Origin of the sequence: Bacillus sp. NEAU-242-2 (assembly GCF_027853835.1) — a bacterium.
GTDB classification, from domain to species: Bacteria; Bacillota; Bacilli; order Bacillales; family Bacillaceae; genus Bacillus; species Bacillus velezensis.
This window is the reverse complement of sequence record NZ_JAPNNY010000002.1, coordinates 186943-207959: the sequence shown is the minus strand read 5'-3', so window position 1 is coordinate 207959 and position 21017 is coordinate 186943. Positions and strand designations below refer to the sequence as shown.

Sequence of the window (21017 nt, the reverse complement as noted above, 5' to 3'; positions counted from 1 at the left end):
TCAAAGTTCTGGCGAAAGGGTGAATCTGAAAATGAAAGAATTAGATGAAATGATCAGCCGCTTGCGAAACAGAGGAATTAAAGTCGAAAAGGTGAAATATCCGAAAAAGACAATTTGTGAAAAGAAATGGGTTCATCAATGCCAAAAACCGCTGAAAGCAAACTACAGAGATTTTAACGGCTATTCCTTCACATAAAAAAAGACTGCAATGAAACACTACAGTCTACTTTGGTATGATAATTCGGTAGATTACACCCGATTGGTCATTTTCAATTGAAATTGATGCTTTATGCAGGGTTAAAATCCGTTTTACGATGCTGAGTCCTATGCCGAACTCGCCTTTCTTCCCTTTATTAAAAGGCTCGTACAAGCTGGATAGCATCTCATCCTCAATCGGAGGCCCGTCATTTTTAACCGTCATGACAATCTGCTGCTGATTTTGGCTGATCTGAATGTGAATCGCCGTTTCTGCATAGCGGATTTGATTTTCGAGAATGTTTTCAAGAAGTTTGCTCCATTGTTCCGGATCACCGGGCATCATTAATGCATCTTCTGTATCAACGCTCCACAATAATTCCTTCCGGGCCCATTTGAGCCGTTCAATGACTTCTTCCGTGACCTTCACAATGTCAAATGTCTCATGGTGCACCCGCTGCTTCATTAAATAATCAAGCTTCGTTAAATATAATAAATCCTTAATTTTCTTCTCAAGTTTTTCTGCTTCGCCTTCAATGACATCAATTGTGGTTTCCAGATCCCCCTTAGGAAAAATCCCGTCCTTTATTGATTGAGTATAGCCTCTTATCACCATGACAGGCGTTTTTAAATCATGAGAGATATTTTGCAGGAGCGTTCTTTCCGTTTCATCCTTTTGTACCAGCTTGCTCCGCATGTCTTCAATGGTATGGCCTAATTTTCCGATTTCGTCTTTTCTGTCGACGATGACCGGATCATCCCAGTCCTGTTTGGAAATCCGTTTGACATGCTTCTCTAAGGAAACGAGCGGGCGCGAGAGATATTTGGCAAGCCAAATCGCCGGAATCCAGCTTAACAAAATCACGCCGGCAATGATAAAGAGAAGCTGCTTGAACAGGGTGAATGCCAGATCATCACGATAAGAATCAAGGGCGTAAGACAGCATCATCGCATCCTGGCCGTTAATGGTGAGGCCTTTTTTAATGACGAAAAATACTTTTTCACCGCTGATGTCCGCGCTGTATCGTTTCGTGACGCTGTGCTGGCGGCCCGCGAGCTTGTACACCTTATGGATAAAGGAAGAAGAAAAGTAGTTCAAGTCTTTGTCACTGGCCGATTCCTCCCGTTCCGGCAGAAGAACGTGCTGAACGGATCGGAAAGTCGTCGGAGCGGTCGCATCCTCGCTGTAATATCCCCGCTCGATCGATCCAGGCAGCCGGTACTCCGTCAGTACATGCTGTTCATTTTCAATGGTCGTATACGTTTCATCCGTGAAAAAATGACGCAGCGTATTTGAGAACAGCACGAGAAGCAGAATCGAAATGGCTAAGAGGATGCCTGAGATGACCACCCATATTTGAAAAGCAAGCGGCTTATTTTTCATGACGTCATCATCCTGTAGCCGAATCCGTAAATGGTCTCAACCTTTAACCCGGGCATTTTTTTTCTCAGCCTCCGCACAAGGTCATCGACCACCCGGTCAGTGCCGAAATAATCATGGCCCCATATTTTCAGCAGGATATCTTCTCTGGAAAAGGGGTGTCCTTTATGGTGAAGAAATAAAAGCAGCAGATCAAATTCCTTAGACGTCAAATTGACCAGGCTGCCGGTTTCATCATAAACCTCTCGGGCATCTTCGATCACATTGTAGGAAGAAACGGTGATGCCGGTTTTCTTTGCGGCGGGCTGTTCTTTATACACGAGCTCGAGCAGTTTCTGGACCCGTATAATAAGCTCTCTCGGCAAAAAAGGCTTGGCGATATAATCATTGCTTCCAAGCTCTAACCCGAGGACTCTGTCAATATCGGCATCCCGCGCGGAAATGAAAATGACCGGCACATCGGGATCTTTTTCTTTTATTTCTTTTATCAATGTATAGCCGTCCGTATCCGGAAGCATGATGTCAAGAATCCACAAGTGGGGAGACGGCTGCATCTGCTTTCTGGCATCTTCGCCTTTTGTGAAAGATGTAATGTTCCAGCCTTCATTCTCTAAATATTTTGTGAGCAGTTCATTCAGGTTATCCTCATCTTCAACTAGATAAATGGTGTATGACAAGGCATTTCACATCCTTTCAACGTCATTATACTAGTTTTAACATACTCAAGCCGCATTTTCATAATTTCACATATTCTTTTCATTTTTATCCCACAATGTTTGTTTATGATGTGTATAAGGGAAGAAAGGAAGAAAAAAAGCGGGGAAGATAACATGTTCAAACACATTTTGTTTTGGAGCTTTGCTTTTCTCCTTATTATTGGGACAATAGAACTTGTACATGCGATGAATATGTAATCGATAGAATGAAAACATGCTGAAGGAGTGTGCGCGAATATGAACGATCATCGAGATGACGGCAGAAGCCGCGATCAGTCAGATCTTTCACATACGGAACAAAACAGAAATGAACAGCAGCAGATCAGCCATCAGGAGCCCGAGCTGCTTGAAGGGACCGTCTCGAAAGAACCGGAAAACGAGACGGCTGCCGGTACGGAATTTGAAAAAACGGCTGCCGTGAAAAAAGAAAAAAAACGGAGAGCCGCTTGGCTGAGCCCGATTTTAGGCGGCATTATCGGCGGAGGCCTCGTGCTTGGCATTGTGCCGAACCTGCCGGGTGAGCAGCATAAGACAGAAGCCGTTTCTGATACGAAACAAGTCCAGTCTTCGAATTTTACGTCAACGCCGTTGAAAAATACCTCAAGCGTAGCGGATATGGTAGAAGAGTTGGAGCCTGCGATTGTCGGAGTGTCCAACTACCAAGCTTCGCAAAGCAGCCAGTTCGGACTTGACGGCGGTTCAAGCTCTGAAACGGAAAGCGGCACGGGGTCAGGCGTCATCTTCAAAAAAGACGGCGAAAAAGCGTACATCATTACAAACAATCATGTCGTAGAAGGGGCGAACAAACTGTCGGTCACTCTTTACAATGGGAAAACCGAAACGGCAAAGCTTGTCGGAAAGGATGCCATCAGTGACTTGGCTGTATTGGAAATCAGCTCGTCCAATGTCAAAAAAGCCGCTAGCTTCGGGGATTCCTCCAAGCTCCGCATTGCCGATAAAGTGATTGCCATCGGCAACCCGCTCGGCCAGCAGTTTTCCGGCACCGTTACACAAGGTGTCATCAGCGGGCTGAACAGAACGGTGGACGCCGATACATCCCAAGGCACGGTGGAAATGAACGTGATTCAGACGGATGCGGCCATTAACCCCGGAAACAGCGGCGGCCCGTTAATCAACTCAAGCGGCCAGGTTATCGGGATCAACAGCATGAAAGTCAGTGAAAACGGCGTGGAGTCACTCGGCTTTGCCATTCCGAGCAATGATGTAGAACCGATAGTCGACCAGCTGCTTGCAAAAGGAAAAGTGGAGCGCCCATTTTTAGGTGTGCAGATGATTGACATGGCGCAAGTGCCGGAAACCTATCAGGAAAACACGCTCGGACTGTTCGGCGACCAGCTGTCTAAGGGTGTTTATGTAAAAGAAGTGCAATCCGGCTCACCGGCTGCGAAAGCGGGCATCAAATCAAATGACGTCATTGTACAATTGAACGGCAAAGATGTCGACAGCAGCGCCGATATCAGACAGATCTTATATAACCAGCTGAAAATCGGCGATAAAACGACTGTTCAAGTGCTCAGAAGCGGAAGCAAAAAGACGCTGAACGTCACATTAACGAAACAAACTGAAAGCGCAAGCTGAACGCATAAAAAAAGCTGAACCTTCAACTGAGGTTCAGCTTTTTTCGTCATTCTCCCAAGTAGGCTGACAGCATCCACACATGCTTGTCCGCTTCTTCAACTAATCCGACAAACAGGTCGGCAGTTGACGGGTCATTTTGTTCCTCGGCGATGCCGATGACAAATTTTGATTCGCGGCTGATTTGTTTATAGTCTTGAACCAGTGATTCCACCATTTCAGAAGCCGTTTTTTCCTGACCTTCATCCGTAATGGAAGCTTGTTCAAGGTAAGTGTGCAAAGTCGCCGCAGGCTGTCCGCCGATGGCCAGAAGACGCTCTGCGATGGCATCCGCCGTTTCCGCCGCTTCGTTATACAGTTCTTCAAATTTTTCATGAAGCGTAAAGAAGTGAGGGCCTTTTACATACCAATGGAAGCGGTGCAGCTTAGAGTAAAGGATAAACCAGTTTGATAATTGTGTGTTCATTGATTTCTCAACAAGAGTTTCAGTTTTTTTCGCGTTTTGTGTATTCATATTCATCGTCCTCCCTGTGATCTGTTAATTTAATTATATCACGTATCAAATAAAAATCAATACTAAATTATAATTATTATAATTTAGTTTAAGTGAACAGCTTTTTCTTTATAATCGATTCCCAAGCGGACCACGGAAAGAGTGAGCGGAAAGCCAATGTCAGCTTAACGCCCCTGCCGATGGGATACCGCAGTTTCTTCAGCCGTTTCCTTTGTGCCAATTGATAAATCAGCTCCGCTACGTCATCAGGATTGCCGCTTTTGGATGCGTTGGCTTTGAAGTAAGCTTCAAGGGGCTGATAAAAGCGATAATAAGGCGTGTCTTTGCCGGGCGCCGTAATATGGCTGGAGAGAGACGTCTCCCAAATAGACGTTTTATAGGAGCCCGGTTCTATTAAAGCGGCATCAATTCCTAAAGGCAGAAGCTCAAGGCGCAGACACTCTGTAAACCCTTCAACCGCGAACTTGGAAGAGACATACGGAGATAGAGCCGGGAAACCGGTCAGTCCGCTGATACTGCTGATATTGAAGATTTTCGCCCCGCCATGTTTTCGCATATAAGGCAGCACGGTTTTCGTGACATGAATCAGACCGAATACATTTGTTTCATACTGCTGTCTGTAATGTTCCATCAGCACATCTTCAATAAACCCCCCGTACGCAGTGCCGGCGTTATTGACAAGCAAGTCAATCGGTCCGAAACCGCTGATGGTGTTCCCGAAGTCAGACACCGACTGCTTATTTGTCACATCTAAAGAAACGACCGTAATATGTTCGGATGCACCCGCTTGAGCAGCGGCCTCTTTCAGTATTACAGCTTTCTCCGGCTGTCTGGCTGTTGCGATGACGTGATAAGACCGGGTGAGCTTCAGCGCTGTCAGCATCCCGAATCCGCTCGTCGCGCCGGTTACAATGGCAACTTTTCTGTTCATCTTATAATCCTCCCCGTTTGTTCTTATCTCATAGTGTATAACATCTCGCGGAAAGAAGGAGAAATCGTTCGGAAATATGTCAGAATTGTTTTATAATAGAGTCAGCTTCGGGTAGAAAGGGGTAAAGAAAAGATGGTATTAGAGGGATTGAAGGAAACATGGGATTTAAACTCCATTTTTGAGGGCGGGAGCCGGTCGGAAGAGTTTCAGCAATACATACAAGAGCTCAAAAAGCATCTAAGCGCTTTTCAACATGCGGTTGAAGCATTTACAGTTCCGACGCACGCGGATGAAAGCCGGGAGCTGATCAATCTGATTGATAGGTTTGAACGGTCAGCGATCATGATCAGGCAGGCGGGAGCGTTCGTCGGCTGTCTTCAGGCTCAGAACACTCATGATCAGAAAGCGAATGAATGGAGGGCGCGGATTAATCAGCTGAGCAGTGATTTTAAATCCGCTCTGGTGACCCTTGACGATACACTTGCCCGGATTGACGAGCGGGTCTGGGAGGAGCTGCTGCAAAAACCGGAACTTCAGGATCTCACATATGTCTTAAATGAGAGAAGAGACCGTGTCAGAGAGAAGCTCAGCGCTTCAGAAGAAAGGCTGATTGAAGGCCTGGCCGTTGACGGCTACCACGCATGGGGCGACCTGTATAATGCGGCTGTCGGCAGAATGAAGATTCCGTTTGAGAATAAAGAGCTGTCGGTCGGCCAAGCGGAAAATATGATGGCGCACCCGGATCGCCGCATCAGACGTCAAGTGTTCAAAGAGCTTAATGAAGCCTGGAAAGGAGAAGAGGAGCTTTTCAGCAGCACGCTGAACCATCTGGCCGGCTTCCGAACGGAAATCTATAAAGCGCGGGGCTGGAAAAGCGCTTTGGAAGAGCCGCTTGCGATCAATCGGATGAAAAAAGAAACGCTGGATGTCATGTGGCAGGTCATTACCGATCATAAAAAGCCTTTTGCCGAATACCTGAATCGAAAGGCGTCTCTTTTAGGGCTTGAGCGGCTGAACTGGTATGATGTGGACGCGCCGATCGGCGAAGCTCCGAAAGAATACACATATGATGAAGCGGCTAATCTGATCGTCAGCCAATTTTCGACGTTTGGCAAAAAGCTGTCCGCATTCACGGAAAAAGCGTTCCGCGATCGGTGGATAGAAGCGGAAGACCGCAGCGGCAAACGGGTCGGCGGTTTCTGCACCAGCTTTCCCGACAGCGGAGAATCCCGGATTTTTATGACGTTTTCCGGAAGCGCTTCGAATGTATCGACGCTGGCGCATGAGCTCGGTCACGCGTTCCATCAGGAGGCCATGCTTCAAGTGCGGCAGCTGAACAGAGCCTACGCCATGAATGTGGCTGAAACAGCCTCGACCTTTGCGGAAATGATCGTCGCCGACGCCGCTTTGAAACAAGCGGAGACAAAGGATGAAAAGCTGTTCTTGCTTGAAGATAAAATTCAAAGAAGCGTAGCCATGTTTATGAATATTCATGCGAGATTTTTATTTGAAACGCGTTTTTATGAAGAGCGGAAGCAGGGCGTCGTTCCGGCTGATAAATTGAATGAATTGATGGAAGCGGCGCAGAAAGAAGCATTTTGCGATTCATTAGGGGAATACCATCCTCATTTCTGGGCGTCAAAACTGCATTTTCATATTACGGGAGTGCCGTTCTACAATTTTCCGTACACGTTCGGTTATTTATTTTCGCTTGGAATATACGCAAGAGCTCTTCGGGAAAAAGCGGATTTTGAAGAAAAATATATCGCGCTTTTGTGTGACACGGCTTCGATGACCGTTGAGGATTTGGCGATGAAGCACCTTGGAGCGGATCTCACGGAACGGTCGTTTTGGGAAGACGCGGTCCGCCTTGCCGTACAGGATGTGCAGGAATTTTTAGAGCTGACTGAATGATAATCTGGAGATGAACCGGCCGGAGCTGTTACCGCTCCGGTTCTTTTTTGTTCCGTGAATGACAGCCGTCTCCCTTGGAAATACCTAAAAACGATCGGAATGGAATGGGAGTGAATCGCATGAAATGGATCAGAACGGCGGGCGTTTTATGTCTTACGCTGATGCTGATTGCCGGCTGCCGATTGAATGAAGAAAAACGGGAAGCGGAACAAGACAGCACACCCGTGTCATCCGCAAAGCCGGTTCCTTACAGCAGCTTTTCCCTTCGCGTCAGCTACGGAGCCGGAGAGCATAACCGCTATGAAGGTTTGTATGAAAGAAAAAGCGGTCATGAAAAGGCGGACATCCGGGACAAGCTCTCAGGGGTTCACAGAGAGGGCGAGGAAGCGCTTGATGAAATGAAGATGATCCTCGGAGAACTTGCCGTAAACGGCCGGATGCAGGAAAGCGAGGTCGTCCGGCAGGTGCTCTCGGCTTTTAATTTAGACAGCCGCTATGACCATTTTTATCTGAAACTGAAAAAGAACGACGGAGAAATGACGGAAATAAAAAAATAACCGCCTCCCGCTGCTTTTTTGCCCAAAACTAATTGATAATGATATTCAGAGTCATTAATTTCTGTTACAATATAATCATGATCTCACGTTGAATGTTTAGGCAATTTGTTTATATACATAGTGTTGGGAAACTCAAAAAAGGAGCGGTTAGCGGTATGAGTGCAATTTCTACAGAGACGCTGAGCTTAGGGTACGGAGAGACTGTTATCATTGACGAATTGGATGTCGCGATTCCAAAAGGCGAAATCACTGTATTGATCGGAAGCAACGGCTGCGGAAAATCGACGCTTTTACGTTCATTGGCCCGGCTGATGAAACCGAGGGGCGGTTCTGTTCTTTTAGAAGGAAAAGCGATCGCTAAGCTTCCGACGAAGGAAGTGGCAAGAGAGCTCGCTATTTTGCCGCAGAGTCCGTCAGCTCCCGAAGGCCTGACGGTGCATCAGCTTGTGAAGCAGGGAAGATACCCTTATCAAAGCTGGCTGAAGCAATGGTCCAAAGAGGACGAAGACGCAGTCACAAAAGCGCTAAAAGCGACGAAGCTTGAGGAAATGGCCGACCGTCCTGTGGATTCCTTGTCAGGCGGACAGCGCCAGCGTGCATGGATTGCGATGACACTCGCTCAGGATACGGATATCATTCTGCTTGACGAGCCGACAACTTATCTCGACATGACGCATCAAATTGAAATTCTTGATTTGCTGTTTGAATTAAATGAAAAAGAAAAACGCACAATCGTCATGGTGCTGCACGACCTCAATCTGGCATGCCGTTATGCCCATTATCTGGTCGCCATTAAGGATAAACAGATTTACGCAGAGGGCCGTCCCGAAGAAGTCATCACTTGCGAGCTTGTACAGCAGGTCTTTGCGATGAACTGCCAGGTAACGCAAGATCCGCTGTTCGGCACGCCGCTTTGCATTCCGCACGGACGCGGCAGATGTATCGTGCAGGAAGCGGCCCTCACCGCCCGATTGTCATAATCATGAAAAAGGGAAGGAAACGGTATGGAAGAGAAACTGCAGCAGCAGCTGGACGGCCTGCTTGAGAAATACACGGAACTATTGCTTGGCGAAACAAACCCGGATGTAAAGGAAGAAGTCAGGCAGTGGATTTTGTATACACATATCGCAAAAAGCATGCCTCCGCTCGTCAAACATTGGAATCAATCCTACCCGGACGCCAAAGAGGGCATCAAAGCTGCGATACAGCACATTAAACAGCTCAATGAAGCTCACAGAAAAAAACAATAAAAAGCTTTCGGCATCAAAGAGAGGTGCCGGAAGCTTTTTTTGCTGAAAAGGAATCAATAAAGGCGCCGTTCAATTCATAACGAAGAACTTTTATGTAACTAACACACCCATTTGTTTACTTGCTGAACCAAGAAAAAAGGACTGCCGCAGCAATCCCTTTCTCTCTTTCCTATATATCACATTTCCTTTCGGATACGTAATAACTCTTCATAGGCTTTTATATTTGTATCAAAATTGGGCACTGTTTGAGATTCCTCGGCACATTTGACTTGTGCTACAACCAAATCATGAAAAGGTGTTGAAATTCCAGTACCTTCTGCCATTTTGGGAATAACTCCATTAATATAATCAATTTCAGTTTTACGTTTTTTCTCAAGATCCTGAAGCATACTTGCTCTTAAAAGCCTGGATGGTTCCATGGCTGCCCTAAATGTTTGAATACGTTCAGGAATCTCATTTTCACTTCTTAATTCCAAAGATTCTAAATCAAGGCCGCCCATTTTCGCAAATTTGACACCATTGGCGTGTCCAACCTTAATCGTCTCATCTGCGATATGAACTGCGCTGACAATGCCGATTTCATGGTCAAGAATGTCTCCGTATTCTCCGTTTAATGCTGCCGATAAACCACTGAACGCATTATTGATAAGTAATTTTGACCACTTCGTTCCAACTAAATTATCGGAAATATGTGTTCCGCCGATAAGGTCTAAAACCGATTTAATACGCTGGATTCTTTCTGTTGTTTCACCATTTAATTCTCCAATTTGAAAAGCGTACTCTTTAAATTGAGTATACTCAGTTGTAAGTCTGGATACGCCTGGTTCAATAAACGTAGCACCAAATTCAACAGAACCCGCAATAACACGTTCATCACCAACGATCGAAGCAACTTTCTGTTCAGGTATACCGTTTTGCAAGGAACATACTACACTGTCATCCTTTAAAAAAGGCAGTAACTCTTTAAGAATGGAGTCATTATATAATTGTTTCGTCAGAAGTAATATGAAATCATACTTGCCTGACTTGTTTTCAGGGGTAATGGCTTTTACCTTTGCCTGAAATGCCGTTGTACCAACTACTTTAGCACCTATTTGATTTAAAGTATCTACATGTTCTTTGTATGAATCAATCAATTCGACATCCATTCCGCCAGCAGACAGATATGCTCCAACTATGGTTCCTAAAGAACCTGCTCCTAAAATTGCAATTCTCATTGTAAACGTCTCCTTATTTTTCCTCTAAGTAGTTATAAACCGGCTGTGCTGCATTTAAGGTTAAATCCGTAATAATATGAGATGCTGAAACGACTTCTAATACAGGCAAATCTGCAAGAGGCGCCAGAGCATGTTCAAATAATTGAAGCCGCGCCGGTCCAGACCAGGCACCTTTAACTTCTATATTCGTTATTTGCGTCCGCACCAAATCGCAAACCCTTAAATCACCATTGTAATCAGTAGCAATCTTAACCATAAAATTAGGTCGGCAAATTTCCCTTTTCGCTTTTTCCTTGTCCATTTCGAAATGTTTATATCCCATAGTCGCAGCTGCCACACGAAGACTGCCATAATCTAATGTGCCAACGAGAGTATCAGAGTCTATATACAGCTTAGGGGCGCCCAATTTCTTTGGATATGCAGTAAGTTCCCGTCCGCTTGCAATAGCCGGGAAATTGTCTACATACATAGAGTGTACATAATCTCCTTCTTCACCATTAAAGCTGACAGGGATGACTTGTCCCGCCTCTGTATAGGCACCAAGTCCGGAAACATCGGGCATCCGCATCACTTCGAATTTCACAAAAGGTTCAGTAATTTCAAGAGGTTCTGGCACTGTCGCACGTAAAGCTTTTTCATCCGTTCGGTAAATAATATTTAAATATTCACGGTTAACAAATTTATAATTTGGGATAGGATAAGCAGGAGCCGTTAGTGGCGTATTTAAATTTTTTGCTATATCTTTCACATCAATTTTCATTGCATGACACCCTTTCCTTTTCTTTAACTATGCTATTATCTTACATCCGCATTTACATTTAATCTAATACATAATAAGTTATATATATATTTATTGAAATAAATGAGGAGGATGCAGACAGATGGAATTGCTGCAGCTAAAATACTTTCAGACAGTTGCCTATACTGAGCATATTTCTAAAGCAGCAGAACAATTAAAGATTGCCCAGCCTTCTTTAAGTCTCACTATAAAAAGACTTGAGAATGAACTGGGAACAGCTTTGTTTGAGAGAAAAGGCAGAAATATTAAGCTGAGTTCATCAGGGAAGATTCTTTTAAAACATGTAAACAGGATTTTTACTGAGATTGAAAATGCACAAACGGAGATTCAATTGGAGGAACATCAAATGTCTGACACCATAAGAATATCTATTTCTAATCCAAGATTCCTTGCAGGACTGATGAGTGAATATATCAACCGCTCCCCTCAATCAAAAATTCTCCAAGCCATCGGAGTTAAAAGCGGGATCATAACAAGTTTAAAGAAAGGGGACATTGATTTAGGAATAACAGGTCATCCGATTCAAGATGAAGAAATAGAGAGTTGTGTGCTGGTAAATGAAGATATTGTTCTGGCTTTGCCCTCAAACCACCGATTTACGGGTAAAACCGAAATTTCTTTACGTCTTGTCGCCGATGAACCATTTATTACCCTTGCTAATAATGAGGAGTATAGCGGTTTTACAGCCTCGCTTTGTGAAAAAGCCGGTTTCACCCCAAATATTGCATTTGAGGCGGATTCTCATTTACTTGTCGAGATTATAAAGCTGGATCGAGGTGTTGCGTTGCTTCCTATTTCAGTTTGCAGAACATTGGGGCTGAATTTTATAAAAGTGACTGATCACTCTGCTTCATATCCAGTCGGCTTATCTTGGATGAGACATAGGCTGTTGTCTTCTTCGGTAAGAAATTTTCGTGACTTTATTATGTCGTACTATAAAGATAACGATGAAATGTTTAAGGTTTATTAAATAATTTTCACCCCCCGATTTCCAATGAGGCGGAAGACTGGTCATTTGGAAACGGAGAGGCCCAGATGATATAAAAAAATCCCGCGGCATCCGCGGGATTTTTCTTTGTTAAACGGCTTTCGCCTTTTCTTCTTGTTTGCCTGTCTTTTTGTTTGTCAGCTTAATTGATTTAACAAACAGCGTGAGGATCAATCCGGCAGCGATAAAGGCCAGGCCTGTGAAAAACACGCTGTGAAGCGAATCCATCAGTGACGTTTTCAAAACCGGCACGATATGGGAAGAAAATGCGGCCGGAATCTGCTTAATCGATTCCTGACTGAACAAGGATTGAAGCAGCCCTTCAGGATTCTTGTCAATCATACCTTTAAACTGGGCGGCAAAGGCACTTGCCTGTTTCGGGAGTGAGTCTAAGTAAGGCACCAGTCTGTCGGTTAAAAGGCTTCCTGATCTGGCATTCATGACAGCGCCGAGCACCGTAATGCCGAACGTTCCCCCGATCATCCGGAAAAATTGGCTTGATGAAGTCACAACGCCCAGCTCTTCTTTTGAAAACGTTTCTTGCAGAGCGAGTGTGAGAAGCGGCATGACGAGCCCCATTCCCAGACCGATCACGGCCATATAGCACGTAGCCGCGAGCTTGCTTGTATCCAGCTGTAAGGTCGTTAATAAGAAGAAGCCGACGGCCATGATCAGCATGCCGATCATGATTTGCGGTTTAATACCGATCTTATAAACCAGCTGGCCTCCGATAATACTTGTGATAATCATAGATACCATCATCGGCGTCATAATCGTGCCGGACGCGGTGGCGCTGACTCCGATAATTCCCTGCATAAAGAAAGGAACGAACGTAACGGCGCCGAACATGCCGATACTCATGAAAAACCCGATCAGATTCAGTACGGTAAACGTTCTGTTTTTAAACAGGTACATCGGCAGAATCGGCTCTTTTGCTTTGATTTCAGCGAAAATGAATCCGACAATCCCGGCAAGCGCAAGCGCAAAGAGACCGAGAATCTGCCAAGAGCCCCATGCGTAATCCTTTCCTCCGAAGCTGAGCGCGAGAAGGAGGCTGACGATTCCGACAATCATTGTGAAAATGCCGGCGATGTCAAAGTTAATCGGCCCAGTCTGTTTTCTGCCTTGAAGTCCTCTTGCGATAAAGATCACGGCTAAGATTCCGACTGGCAGGTTGATATAGAAAACCCATTTCCAATTTAAAGAGTCAACAATCCAGCCCCCGATTTGCGGGCCGATAACGGAAGCAAGGCCGTAAATCGCTCCGAAAAGCCCTTGGAACTTAGCACGCTGTTTCCCTGTGAACAAATCCCCGATGACGATCATGGCCATCGGCATCATGACACCGCCGCCGATTCCCTGAAGTCCGCGGAAAATGATCAATTCCGTCATGTTGCTGGCCATTCCGCACAGGGCGGAAGCTCCCATAAAAATCAATAAACCTGACACATAGACGACGCGGCGCCCCAATAAATCTGCAAGTTTCCCCGCAATCGGAACGATCGTCGTCGAAGTTAAAAGATATGCCGTGGTCAGCCACGTCATCATGCTTAATCCCCCGAGGTCACCCACGATTTTAGGAATCGCCGTTCCTACGATGGTGCCGTCAAGGGCTGAGAAAAACATGGCGATGATTAAGCCTGTTATTAATAATGTGCGTTTTGGATCTTTCTTTTCAATGCTCATGTTTCGGCAGCTCCTCTTTCTATTCGTTTTCTTTTTGATCAGCCGCGTATTTCTCGGCGGCTTCCGCTACTTTGCGGATGATGTTCACGGACTGAATCAGTTCGTCGTCAGTCAGAACGGACAGGTTTCGCGCCAGTATCGCTTTCCGTCCTTCCACAACATCTTCGAATTTTGTTTCGCCTTTTTTGGTGAGGCTGATGTCGATGACGCGTCTGTCCTGCTGGTTATGTTTGCGGACGATAAGTCCTTTTTGTTCGAGGCGGTCGGCCATCAGCGTAACCGCGCTCGGCTTTACCTCCATGCGTTCCGCAATTTCGGAAACTTTGCAGCTCCCGTGTTTTTTCAGGCTGGCTAAAACAAATAATTGGGCAGGCGTCACCTCGTGTTTTGCCATGCTTTCCACCATTTCAGGCTGTATGTTTTGCAGCAGCGTCTGAAGAGATTTCTGGATGTCAGACACATATTGATCCGCGTTTTTCATAACTCCTCCTCATCTTGTTCCTCGAGAAAATAATTAACATTAGTTAAATATAAATAAGGATTAATGATAAGTCAATCTTTTTGTGCAAAAATAAAAAAGGATTGATGCTTGGCGAAAACATCAAATCCTTCTTCGTTTTACTGCTGGTAGGGAGACTGCTGCTGAATGGTCTGCCGGAACTTCTGATACGATTGCTGAAGCTTTTGGGTATCGGCTGCTTCAATGGAATACCAGCCATTTTGAAACATCACATCGTATAATCTTCTTTGCGCTTTTTGTGACTCATCGAAAATCGCCTGAATATCTTGATAAAGAGACTCGTGGCTGAACTCGTGCAGGGCTGTGCAATATGAAGCCGTGATGTATTTTTCCGTCGTCAGCAGCTCATTGACCAAGTCTCTGTCATTCATTTGCGCCGTATTGGGCACGGGCGTTTGCGGATTCGTGATTTTTTGATTTTGCTGTTCCATGTATTGTCCTCCTATTGCATGTAGCCTGTTGTTGTCTGTCCGCCTTGATCGGGGTTCAAGCGGCCCAATATGTGCTGATAATGCTTCTCATGCATCCGGCCGATCTGATCAAGCTCTTGTTTTAACGTCTGATTCTGGCAGTGTTCCGCCATAAAATGCGCTTTTTTCATGGCAAGCAGATTCCAGTTCAGCATGTCCTCAAGATACAAATGGTCTTTCGTTGAGATGACGGCAGGCGGCAAGTTTCCGTGCTGCTCTTGGTTGTTCATATAAACGCCTCCTTCAATTCTGTTCTTTTTAGCTTTCTCTGCGACCGGGATTTCATACAGATAAATTAAAATAACCACGATTTGCAGGAGAGACATCAATATTTACAATAAAAAAAGACACTATCAGAAGAAAAAACCTTCGGATAATGTCTGTTAATGTTAACAGTTCGATATATGCGAAAGTCAGCAGCGGCACTAGGATTGGACTTCAGCTGCCGGTTTATTGTCTAGATCAGTGCCGGCTTTTCTTTCAGTTATTTTTATTTTTGGTAAAAGAAAAGCAGAAAATACTCCGGCAATTAATAGTATAAGCCCTGCGAAAAATACACTGCGAAGAGAGTCCATTAACGCTGTCTTCATTATCGGTATGATGTGCTTTGCTATAGAATGCGGAAATTGTTCGAATGAATCAGAACTGAATAGCCTCTGTAGCAGGACTTGAGGATTGCTGCTGATCAAGTCTTTGAGATGAGCTGCCAATGCGTTTTCTTGTTTTGGGAAATTGTCTAAAAAAGGAACTAATTTATCGGTTAATATATTTCCTGACTTGGCATTCATCACTGCTCCCAGAATCGTAATTCCAAACGTACCTCCGATAGAGCGGAAAAATTGGCTTGACGAAGTAACCACGCCGAGCGTTTCTTTAGAGAAACTCTCTTGAAGTGCCAGAGTAATAATGGGCATAACAAGGCCCATACCGAAGCCGATGATAGCTACATAAGTAGTTGCAGTTAATTTGCTGGTGTCAGCTTCTAATGTGGATAATAAAAAATAGGCAAAGGATATGATTGCCATCCCCGTGATAATCTGCGCTTTAATGCCGATTTTAAAGACCAGCTGCCCGCCTATAATACTGGAGATAATCATTGCGACCATCATCGGCATCATGATTGTCCCGGACTCTGATGCACTCATGCCGATTATTCCTTGCATGAAGAAAGGGACGAAGGTGATTGCTGCAAACATCCCAATACTCATAAAGAACCCTATTAAATTTAGGAAGATAAAAGTTCTGCTTTTTAGAAGATGTATAGGCAGAATTGGTTCTGCAGCTTTTTTTTCTGCAAATACAAAACTAATAATACTTATAGTGGCCAAAGCTAACAGACAAAATGTCTGCCATGATAACCAGTCAAATTCTTTTCCGCCGAAACTGAGTGTAAGCAGCAAACAGACTACACCCGTAATCATTGTAAACATCCCGATGAAATCAAAATGAATCGGACCCGTGTATTTTCTGGCCTGCAATCCCATCGCAATAAAGAACACAGCTACCATTCCCACGGGTAAATTGATAAAAAATACCCAATGCCAGCTGAAAGAATCTACAATCCATCCCCCAATTTGCGGACCGATTACAGAAGCAAGAGCGTAAATACCGCCAAATACGCCTTGAAATCTGGCACGCTGTTTGCCTGTGAATAAATCTCCAATGACAATCATAGCCATCGGCATCATAATGCCTCCGCCAAGACCTTGTAAACCTCGAAACACAATTAATTCTTTCATGTTATCAGCCAGGCCGCACAGTGAAGAGCCAATCATGAATATAATCAGCCCGGCCACATATACTGCCCGGCGCCCTAATAGATCTGCAAGTTTTCCAGCGATCGGAACGATGGAGGTAGATGTTAATAGGTAGGCCGTAGTCAGCCAAGTCATCATGCTCAGGCCGCCGAGATCTCCTACAATCTTAGGCATAACCGTTCCTACGATTGTCCCGTCCAGAGCAGAAAAAAACATAGCTATAATAAGTCCAATTAATAAAAGTGTACGTTTAGATTTTCCTGTTGAATCCACTTGAAGGTTCCCTCTTTTCATATGTTTCGAGCTTAGTGATTCTTCAAAATAAGGTGAATGGATAACTCAGACAGGTCCCTTCTTTAAATTCCGTTAGGGAAGAGAAGCCATCTTTAAGATGAAGGATCGTAAAGCTATTAGAAAGAAATAATAATGCTTTGGAGGTATGTTTGTGAGGCAAAGATAAATTCAGCAGAATTATCATTTTGAAATTCTGCTTTTCCTTCTTAATAGATACGTTCAATAAACTGAATTATCAATTTTAAATATAAGCCATTGTAAATTATAAATCAATTATCTTTTAAGGAATATTTTCAAATTATAAGGGGATAAAGAAATATAAATTAAAAGTTTTTTTGGGCGAAATGTAACGAAGAAGCGGAATTATAGCTCGGAAACTCAATTGAAGGAGTAGTGATTTTTATTGATCCTTTTTGTGACTCATTAAAACCGTTTGAATATCTTGATAATATAATACATTGCTTTGACATCAGAGTCTGTATGGATATATGAACTGATATCTTGGCAATCTGCATGGCTTTTGTGTTTTAGCTTTCTCTGCGACCGGAAATTCATACACGAATAAAAGAAAAAGGAGGGAGTTCATCCTTGCTGCGGAGCATATGTTTATTTTTGTCGAAAAATAAAATGCTTACAAAATTCGCCCAGGCTTACGGAATCCGCTTCGGTGCGGGAAGGTTCGTTGCAGGGGAAACGCTCACGGAAGCTGTGAAAACGGTAAAGCGGCTGAACCAAAAAGGGCTGTCGGCTTCGATTGATTATCTAGGTGAATATGCGGGTTCAGAGAAGGATGCGAAAAGGACGGCGGAAGAATGTAAAAAAGCAATCAGGGCGATTGCCGAGAATCAACTGGATTGTGAGCTGTCGCTGAAATTAACATCCATCGGTCTGGATATTTCCGAGGAACTCGCGGAACAGCATGTCAGAGACATATTGACGGAGGCAAAAGAACGCGGCGTGCCTGTAACGATTGATATGGAGGACTATTCAAGATGCGGCCGTACGCTTGAGCTGTATAAGCGGTGCAAGCCGGATTTTCCGATGCTCGGCACCGTCATTCAGGCTTATTTGTACCGCGCAGCTGAAGACATCAGCGGTCTGATGCCATATAAGCCGCGGCTCAGGCTTGTAAAAGGCGCTTATAAAGAACCGGCGGCCGTTGCGTTCCCTGATAAAAAAGCAACCGATCTTCATTTTCAGCAGCTGATTAAGCTGCAGCTTTTGAGCGGCCATGAAACGGCGGTGGCAACACATGATGATGACATCATTTCTTATACGAAAACACTCATCAGCGAGCATCAGATTCCACGGGAGCAGTTTGAATTCCAAATGCTGTACGGCATCAGAACGGAGCGCCAGAAGGAGCTTGCCGAAGAAGGATACAGGATGAGGGTGTATGTCCCGTACGGAACCGATTGGTACGGGTACTTGATGAGAAGAATTGCCGAGCGCCCGGCAAATGCGGCGTTTGTGCTGAAAGGGATCTTCAAAAAATAACGGCTGCTCCAAAAAGCAGCCGCAGTATGTTATTCCATGTTGTCTTTTTTATATTGCTGATTTTGGCTCGTCCGTTTGCCGCCGCCGTATTTTTGCTTCGGTCCCGCATTTCCTTTCATGCTGGCCGCGCTCACTGCGGCAGAAGACGGATCTTTTCTCCCTCGCACCATTCCCTTCACCTCCGGGTTTAAGTTTCCCGCCCGCGCCATGGAACATGCGGAAGCCGAAAAATTTAAAAAAATTCCATATTTGCTATTGAAGTCATCCTGAAAATCTTTTAAGATGAAAGAAGAAAAGGGTTTCATTTTTTTTGCCGAAAAAATGAATGACTATTCATTCAAAGTTCAAGGGGGATGACTCATGCACAAGTTTATAAAGAAAGCAGCCGTTCTCGGATCAGGCGTCATGGGATCCGGAATTGCCGCGCACTTGGCTAACATCGGAATTCCCGTCCTGCTGCTTGATATTGTGCCAAACGAGCTGACAAAGGATGAGATGAAAAAAGGGCTGACATTAGAAAGCCCGGAGGTCCGCAGCAGACTGAGCCGATCGGCCATGCAAAAGCTGCTGAAGCAAAAACCGGCGCCGCTGACTTCGGCTGCCAATCTCGACTATATAACGGCGGGGAATTTGGAAGATGACGCAGCTCAATTGAAGGATGCTGATTGGATTATTGAAGTCGTCGTCGAAAATCTTGACGTAAAAAAACAGATTTTCTCACTCGTTGATGAATACCGGAAACCGGGAAGCATCGTGTCGAGCAATACGTCCGGTATCTCCGTCACAAAAATGGCGGAAGGCCGATCTGCCGATTTTAAAGCTCATTTCTTAGGAACCCATTTCTTTAATCCGGCCCGCTACTTGAAGCTTCTGGAAATCATTCCGATTCAGGAAACAGATCCTGACGTGCTGGAGTTTATGACTTCATTTGCAGAAAACACGCTTGGGAAAGGTGTCGTCATCGCAAAAGACACGCCTAACTTTATCGCCAACCGCATCGGTACGTACGGCCTGCTGGTCACGGTAAGAGAAATGCTTTCTTCCGGCTGCCGCATCGGCGAGGTGGACACGGTGACCGGGCCTTTGATCGGCAGACCGAAAAGCGCGACCTTCAGAACCCTTGACGTTGTGGGGCTTGATACTTTCGCTCATGTGGCAAAAAATGTGTATGATAAAGCCGACGGCGCTGAAAAAGACATGTTTAAGCTTCCTGAATTTATGAATGACATGCTGAAAAACAATTGGCTGGGCAGCAAATCAGGCCAAGGATTTTACAAAAAAGAAGGTAAAACAATATATGAACTCGATCCGCTGACCATGACATACGGTGAGCGCTCGAAAATGAAGACGCCCGCTTTAGAAGCCGCCAAACAGGCAAAGGGTGCCAAAGGCAAAATGAAAGCGCTTGTATATTCCGATGACCGCGCCGGACGCCTGCTTTGGAATATCACATCGCAAACACTCTTATACTCAGCCCGGCTTTTAGGTGAGATCGCTGATGATATCAAAGCAATTGATGACGCCATGAAATGGGGCTTCGGATGGGAGCTCGGACCGTTTGAGATGTGGGATGCCATCGGCGTCAGAAAATCAGCGGAGCGGCTCGAAGAAGAAGGCGCAGCACTCCCCGGCTGGGTGAAAGAGATGCTTGATCAGGGCCATGAAACATTTTATATGAAGGAAAACGGAACACAATTTTATTATTCAGACGGCCAATACAGGGCTGTGAAAGAAAATCCGAAACGGATCAGCCTGCAGACGTTAAAAGAAACAAAAGGCGTTATCACTAAAAACAGCGGCGCAAGTCTGATTGATCTCGGCGATGATGTCGCGCTGCTGGAATTTCATACGAAAAGCAACGCGATCGGCTTAGACATTATTCAGATGATTGACAATGCGCTTGAGGAAACGGAGCGGAATTATAAAGGTCTTGTCATCGGTAACCAAGGCAGACATTTCTGCGCGGGAGCAAACCTTGCGATGATTTTAATGGAAGCCCAGGATGATAACTTCATGGAAGTCGATTTTGTCATCCGCCGTTTTCAGCAGACGATGCTGAACATCAAATACAGCGCTAAACCCGTTGTAGCGGCGCCATTCGGGATGACACTCGGCGGCGGCACGGAAGTCTGTCTCCCGGCGGCACGCGTTCAGGCGGCGAGCGAATCGTATATGGGTCTCGTTGAAACCGGCGTCGGCCTTATTCCGGGCGGCGGAGGAAACAAAGAGCTGTACATGAATTATTTGGACGGCGGAAGTGAACTCATGGACGCAGCGATTAAAACCTTCGAAACAATCGCGCTTGCCAAGGTGTCCGGTTCGGCACACGAAGCCCGTGACATGAAGATTTTGTCCGCGGCAGACCGTATCAGCATGAATCAGGATCACCTGCTGCACGATGCGAAACAGCTGGCTGCTTCCTTATATGACAGCGGATACCGTCCGCCTGCCCGCAAAAAAGTGAAAGTCACCGGAGAAACCGGCTGTGCGGCATTACTGCTCGGAGCAGACCAAATGAGACGGTCGGGTTATTTATCCGATCACGATATGAAGATTGCGAAGAAGCTGGCCCATGTCATTGCCGGCGGAAGAGTCCCGTTCGGCACGGAGGTTTCAGAAGAATATTTACTCGAGATTGAAAGAGAAGCCTTTTTAAGCCTCGCTGGCGAGGCGAAATCTCAAGCGAGAATGCAGCATATGCTCGTCAAAGGCAAACCTTTACGGAACTAGGAGGG

The 21017-nt window shown here is 45.3% G+C and carries 20 protein-coding genes and 1 pseudogene; 9 read left to right on the top strand and 12 right to left on the bottom strand.

Going from position 1 to position 21017, the window contains the following annotated elements; genetic code table 11:
- Window positions 1–31: 31 nt before the first annotated feature.
- A complete protein-coding gene (gene spxO / locus OWN49_RS06015; protein WP_003151811.1) occupies window positions 32–196 on the top strand; it encodes an anti-adapter protein SpxO in 165 nt (54 codons plus the stop codon).
- Between the two features lie 27 nt (window positions 197–223).
- Here the strand turns inward: spxO and OWN49_RS06010 are convergent, their stop codons facing one another.
- Entirely contained in the window at window positions 224–1579 is a 1356-nt protein-coding gene (locus OWN49_RS06010; protein ID WP_077722813.1) for a sensor histidine kinase, read from the bottom strand.
- Window positions 1576–2253: a response regulator transcription factor gene (locus OWN49_RS06005; RefSeq protein ID WP_007410069.1), complete on the bottom strand. Its 678-nt coding sequence runs from the start codon at window positions 2251–2253 to the stop codon at window positions 1576–1578. Before OWN49_RS06005 ends, OWN49_RS06010 begins: the two co-directional genes overlap by 4 nt.
- A 276-nt stretch (window positions 2254–2529) precedes the next feature.
- On the opposite strand from OWN49_RS06005, the gene OWN49_RS06000 reads away from it, so the two are divergent.
- Entirely contained in the window at window positions 2530–3891 is a 1362-nt protein-coding gene (locus tag OWN49_RS06000; protein WP_003151814.1) for a S1C family serine protease, read from the top strand.
- A gap of 46 nt (window positions 3892–3937) precedes the next feature.
- Here the strand turns inward: OWN49_RS06000 and OWN49_RS05995 are convergent, their stop codons facing one another.
- Window positions 3938–4402, bottom strand: a complete 465-nt coding sequence (locus OWN49_RS05995; protein ID WP_007410071.1) for a Dps family protein — start codon at window positions 4400–4402, stop codon at window positions 3938–3940.
- An 88-nt stretch (window positions 4403–4490) separates the two neighbouring features.
- Entirely contained in the window at window positions 4491–5333 is an 843-nt protein-coding gene (locus OWN49_RS05990; protein ID WP_173612825.1) for an oxidoreductase, read from the bottom strand.
- 132 nt (window positions 5334–5465) lie between these two features.
- Between OWN49_RS05990 and OWN49_RS05985 the strand changes: the two genes are divergently transcribed.
- The 4 genes and pseudogenes from OWN49_RS05985 to OWN49_RS05970 all read left to right on the top strand — a co-directional run bounded on the left by OWN49_RS05985 (window position 5466) and on the right by OWN49_RS05970 (window position 9054).
- Window positions 5466–7247: a M3 family oligoendopeptidase gene (locus tag OWN49_RS05985; RefSeq protein ID WP_173612826.1), complete on the top strand. Its 1782-nt coding sequence runs from the start codon at window positions 5466–5468 to the stop codon at window positions 7245–7247.
- A 119-nt stretch (window positions 7248–7366) separates the two neighbouring features.
- A complete protein-coding gene (locus tag OWN49_RS05980; protein WP_070082336.1) occupies window positions 7367–7804 on the top strand; it encodes a YusW family protein in 438 nt (145 codons plus the stop codon).
- 155 nt (window positions 7805–7959) lie between these two features.
- A complete protein-coding gene (locus OWN49_RS05975) occupies window positions 7960–8784 on the top strand; it encodes an ABC transporter ATP-binding protein (protein ID WP_003151820.1) in 825 nt (274 codons plus the stop codon).
- A gap of 2 nt (window positions 8785–8786) precedes the next feature.
- Window positions 8787–9054: pseudogene (locus OWN49_RS05970) on the top strand (YusU family protein).
- Window positions 9055–9230: 176 nt separating this feature from the next.
- Here OWN49_RS05970 and OWN49_RS05965 read toward each other — a convergent pair.
- Together OWN49_RS05965 and OWN49_RS05960 are read right to left on the bottom strand one after the other, a co-directional pair.
- A complete protein-coding gene (locus OWN49_RS05965) occupies window positions 9231–10271 on the bottom strand; it encodes a ketopantoate reductase family protein (RefSeq protein WP_146284091.1) in 1041 nt (346 codons plus the stop codon).
- 13 nt (window positions 10272–10284) lie between these two features.
- Complete coding sequence (locus OWN49_RS05960; protein WP_176283520.1) at window positions 10285–11031, bottom strand: acetoacetate decarboxylase; 747 nt, start codon at window positions 11029–11031, stop codon at window positions 10285–10287.
- Window positions 11032–11152: 121 nt separating this feature from the next.
- On the opposite strand from OWN49_RS05960, the gene OWN49_RS05955 reads away from it, so the two are divergent.
- Window positions 11153–12040 (top strand): LysR family transcriptional regulator, encoded by an 888-nt coding sequence (locus tag OWN49_RS05955; RefSeq protein ID WP_101562408.1) that lies wholly within the window; start codon window positions 11153–11155, stop codon window positions 12038–12040.
- 108 nt (window positions 12041–12148) lie between these two features.
- On the opposite strand, the gene OWN49_RS05950 is transcribed toward OWN49_RS05955, so the two are convergent.
- From OWN49_RS05950 to OWN49_RS05930, 5 genes are all read right to left on the bottom strand, one after another.
- Window positions 12149–13744, bottom strand: a complete 1596-nt coding sequence (locus OWN49_RS05950; protein ID WP_007410079.1) for an MDR family MFS transporter — start codon at window positions 13742–13744, stop codon at window positions 12149–12151.
- A gap of 19 nt (window positions 13745–13763) precedes the next feature.
- Entirely contained in the window at window positions 13764–14225 is a 462-nt protein-coding gene (locus OWN49_RS05945) for a MarR family winged helix-turn-helix transcriptional regulator (RefSeq protein ID WP_003151828.1), read from the bottom strand.
- 137 nt (window positions 14226–14362) lie between these two features.
- The gene (locus OWN49_RS05940; RefSeq protein WP_003151830.1) at window positions 14363–14695 is read right to left on the bottom strand and encodes a spore coat protein; all 333 of its coding nucleotides are present in this window, start codon (window positions 14693–14695) and stop codon (window positions 14363–14365) included.
- 11 nt (window positions 14696–14706) lie between these two features.
- Window positions 14707–14964: a hypothetical protein gene (locus tag OWN49_RS05935; protein ID WP_003151832.1), complete on the bottom strand. Its 258-nt coding sequence runs from the start codon at window positions 14962–14964 to the stop codon at window positions 14707–14709.
- Window positions 14965–15159: 195 nt separating this feature from the next.
- On the bottom strand, window positions 15160–16785 hold the full coding sequence (locus tag OWN49_RS05930) for an MDR family MFS transporter (protein ID WP_077722806.1): 1626 nt from the start codon (window positions 16783–16785) through the stop codon (window positions 15160–15162).
- 588 nt (window positions 16786–17373) lie between these two features.
- Here OWN49_RS05930 and OWN49_RS05925 point away from each other — a divergent pair.
- The gene (locus OWN49_RS05925) at window positions 17374–18282 is read left to right on the top strand and encodes a proline dehydrogenase family protein (RefSeq protein WP_024085770.1); all 909 of its coding nucleotides are present in this window, start codon (window positions 17374–17376) and stop codon (window positions 18280–18282) included.
- 29 nt (window positions 18283–18311) lie between these two features.
- Here OWN49_RS05925 and OWN49_RS05920 read toward each other — a convergent pair whose 3' ends face one another.
- On the bottom strand, window positions 18312–18452 hold the full coding sequence (locus OWN49_RS05920; RefSeq protein ID WP_003151836.1) for a YuzL family protein: 141 nt from the start codon (window positions 18450–18452) through the stop codon (window positions 18312–18314).
- Window positions 18453–18642: 190 nt separating this feature from the next.
- Between OWN49_RS05920 and OWN49_RS05915 the strand changes: the two genes are divergently transcribed.
- Window positions 18643–21012 carry a 3-hydroxyacyl-CoA dehydrogenase/enoyl-CoA hydratase family protein gene (locus tag OWN49_RS05915; RefSeq protein ID WP_015387743.1) on the top strand — a complete coding sequence of 790 codons (2370 nt, stop codon included), beginning with the start codon at window positions 18643–18645 and terminating at the stop codon, window positions 21010–21012.
- Window positions 21013–21017: the final 5 nt, after the last annotated feature.

Bases quoted from the DNA above. Each gene is read 5' to 3' on its own strand.
- spxO (WP_003151811.1), top strand. From the start codon at position 32: ATGAAAGAATTAGATGAAATGATCAGCCGCTTGCGAAACAGAGGAATT.
- OWN49_RS06010 (WP_077722813.1), bottom strand. From the start codon at position 1,579: ATGAAAAATAAGCCGCTTGCTTTTCAAATATGGGTGGTCATCTCAGGC.
- OWN49_RS06000 (WP_003151814.1), top strand. From the start codon at position 2,530: ATGAACGATCATCGAGATGACGGCAGAAGCCGCGATCAGTCAGATCTT.
- OWN49_RS05995 (WP_007410071.1), bottom strand. From the start codon at position 4,402: ATGAATACACAAAACGCGAAAAAAACTGAAACTCTTGTTGAGAAATCA.
- OWN49_RS05990 (WP_173612825.1), bottom strand. From the start codon at position 5,333: ATGAACAGAAAAGTTGCCATTGTAACCGGCGCGACGAGCGGATTCGGG.
- OWN49_RS05985 (WP_173612826.1), top strand. From the start codon at position 5,466: ATGGTATTAGAGGGATTGAAGGAAACATGGGATTTAAACTCCATTTTT.
- OWN49_RS05980 (WP_070082336.1), top strand. From the start codon at position 7,367: ATGAAATGGATCAGAACGGCGGGCGTTTTATGTCTTACGCTGATGCTG.
- OWN49_RS05975 (WP_003151820.1), top strand. From the start codon at position 7,960: ATGAGTGCAATTTCTACAGAGACGCTGAGCTTAGGGTACGGAGAGACT.
- OWN49_RS05965 (WP_146284091.1), bottom strand. From the start codon at position 10,271: ATGAGAATTGCAATTTTAGGAGCAGGTTCTTTAGGAACCATAGTTGGA.
- OWN49_RS05960 (WP_176283520.1), bottom strand. From the start codon at position 11,031: ATGAAAATTGATGTGAAAGATATAGCAAAAAATTTAAATACGCCACTA.
- OWN49_RS05955 (WP_101562408.1), top strand. From the start codon at position 11,153: ATGGAATTGCTGCAGCTAAAATACTTTCAGACAGTTGCCTATACTGAG.
- OWN49_RS05950 (WP_007410079.1), bottom strand. From the start codon at position 13,744: ATGAGCATTGAAAAGAAAGATCCAAAACGCACATTATTAATAACAGGC.
- OWN49_RS05945 (WP_003151828.1), bottom strand. From the start codon at position 14,225: ATGAAAAACGCGGATCAATATGTGTCTGACATCCAGAAATCTCTTCAG.
- OWN49_RS05940 (WP_003151830.1), bottom strand. From the start codon at position 14,695: ATGGAACAGCAAAATCAAAAAATCACGAATCCGCAAACGCCCGTGCCC.
- OWN49_RS05935 (WP_003151832.1), bottom strand. From the start codon at position 14,964: ATGAACAACCAAGAGCAGCACGGAAACTTGCCGCCTGCCGTCATCTCA.
- OWN49_RS05930 (WP_077722806.1), bottom strand. From the start codon at position 16,785: ATGAAAAGAGGGAACCTTCAAGTGGATTCAACAGGAAAATCTAAACGT.
- OWN49_RS05920 (WP_003151836.1), bottom strand. From the start codon at position 18,452: ATGGTGCGAGGGAGAAAAGATCCGTCTTCTGCCGCAGTGAGCGCGGCC.
- OWN49_RS05915 (WP_015387743.1), top strand. From the start codon at position 18,643: ATGCACAAGTTTATAAAGAAAGCAGCCGTTCTCGGATCAGGCGTCATG.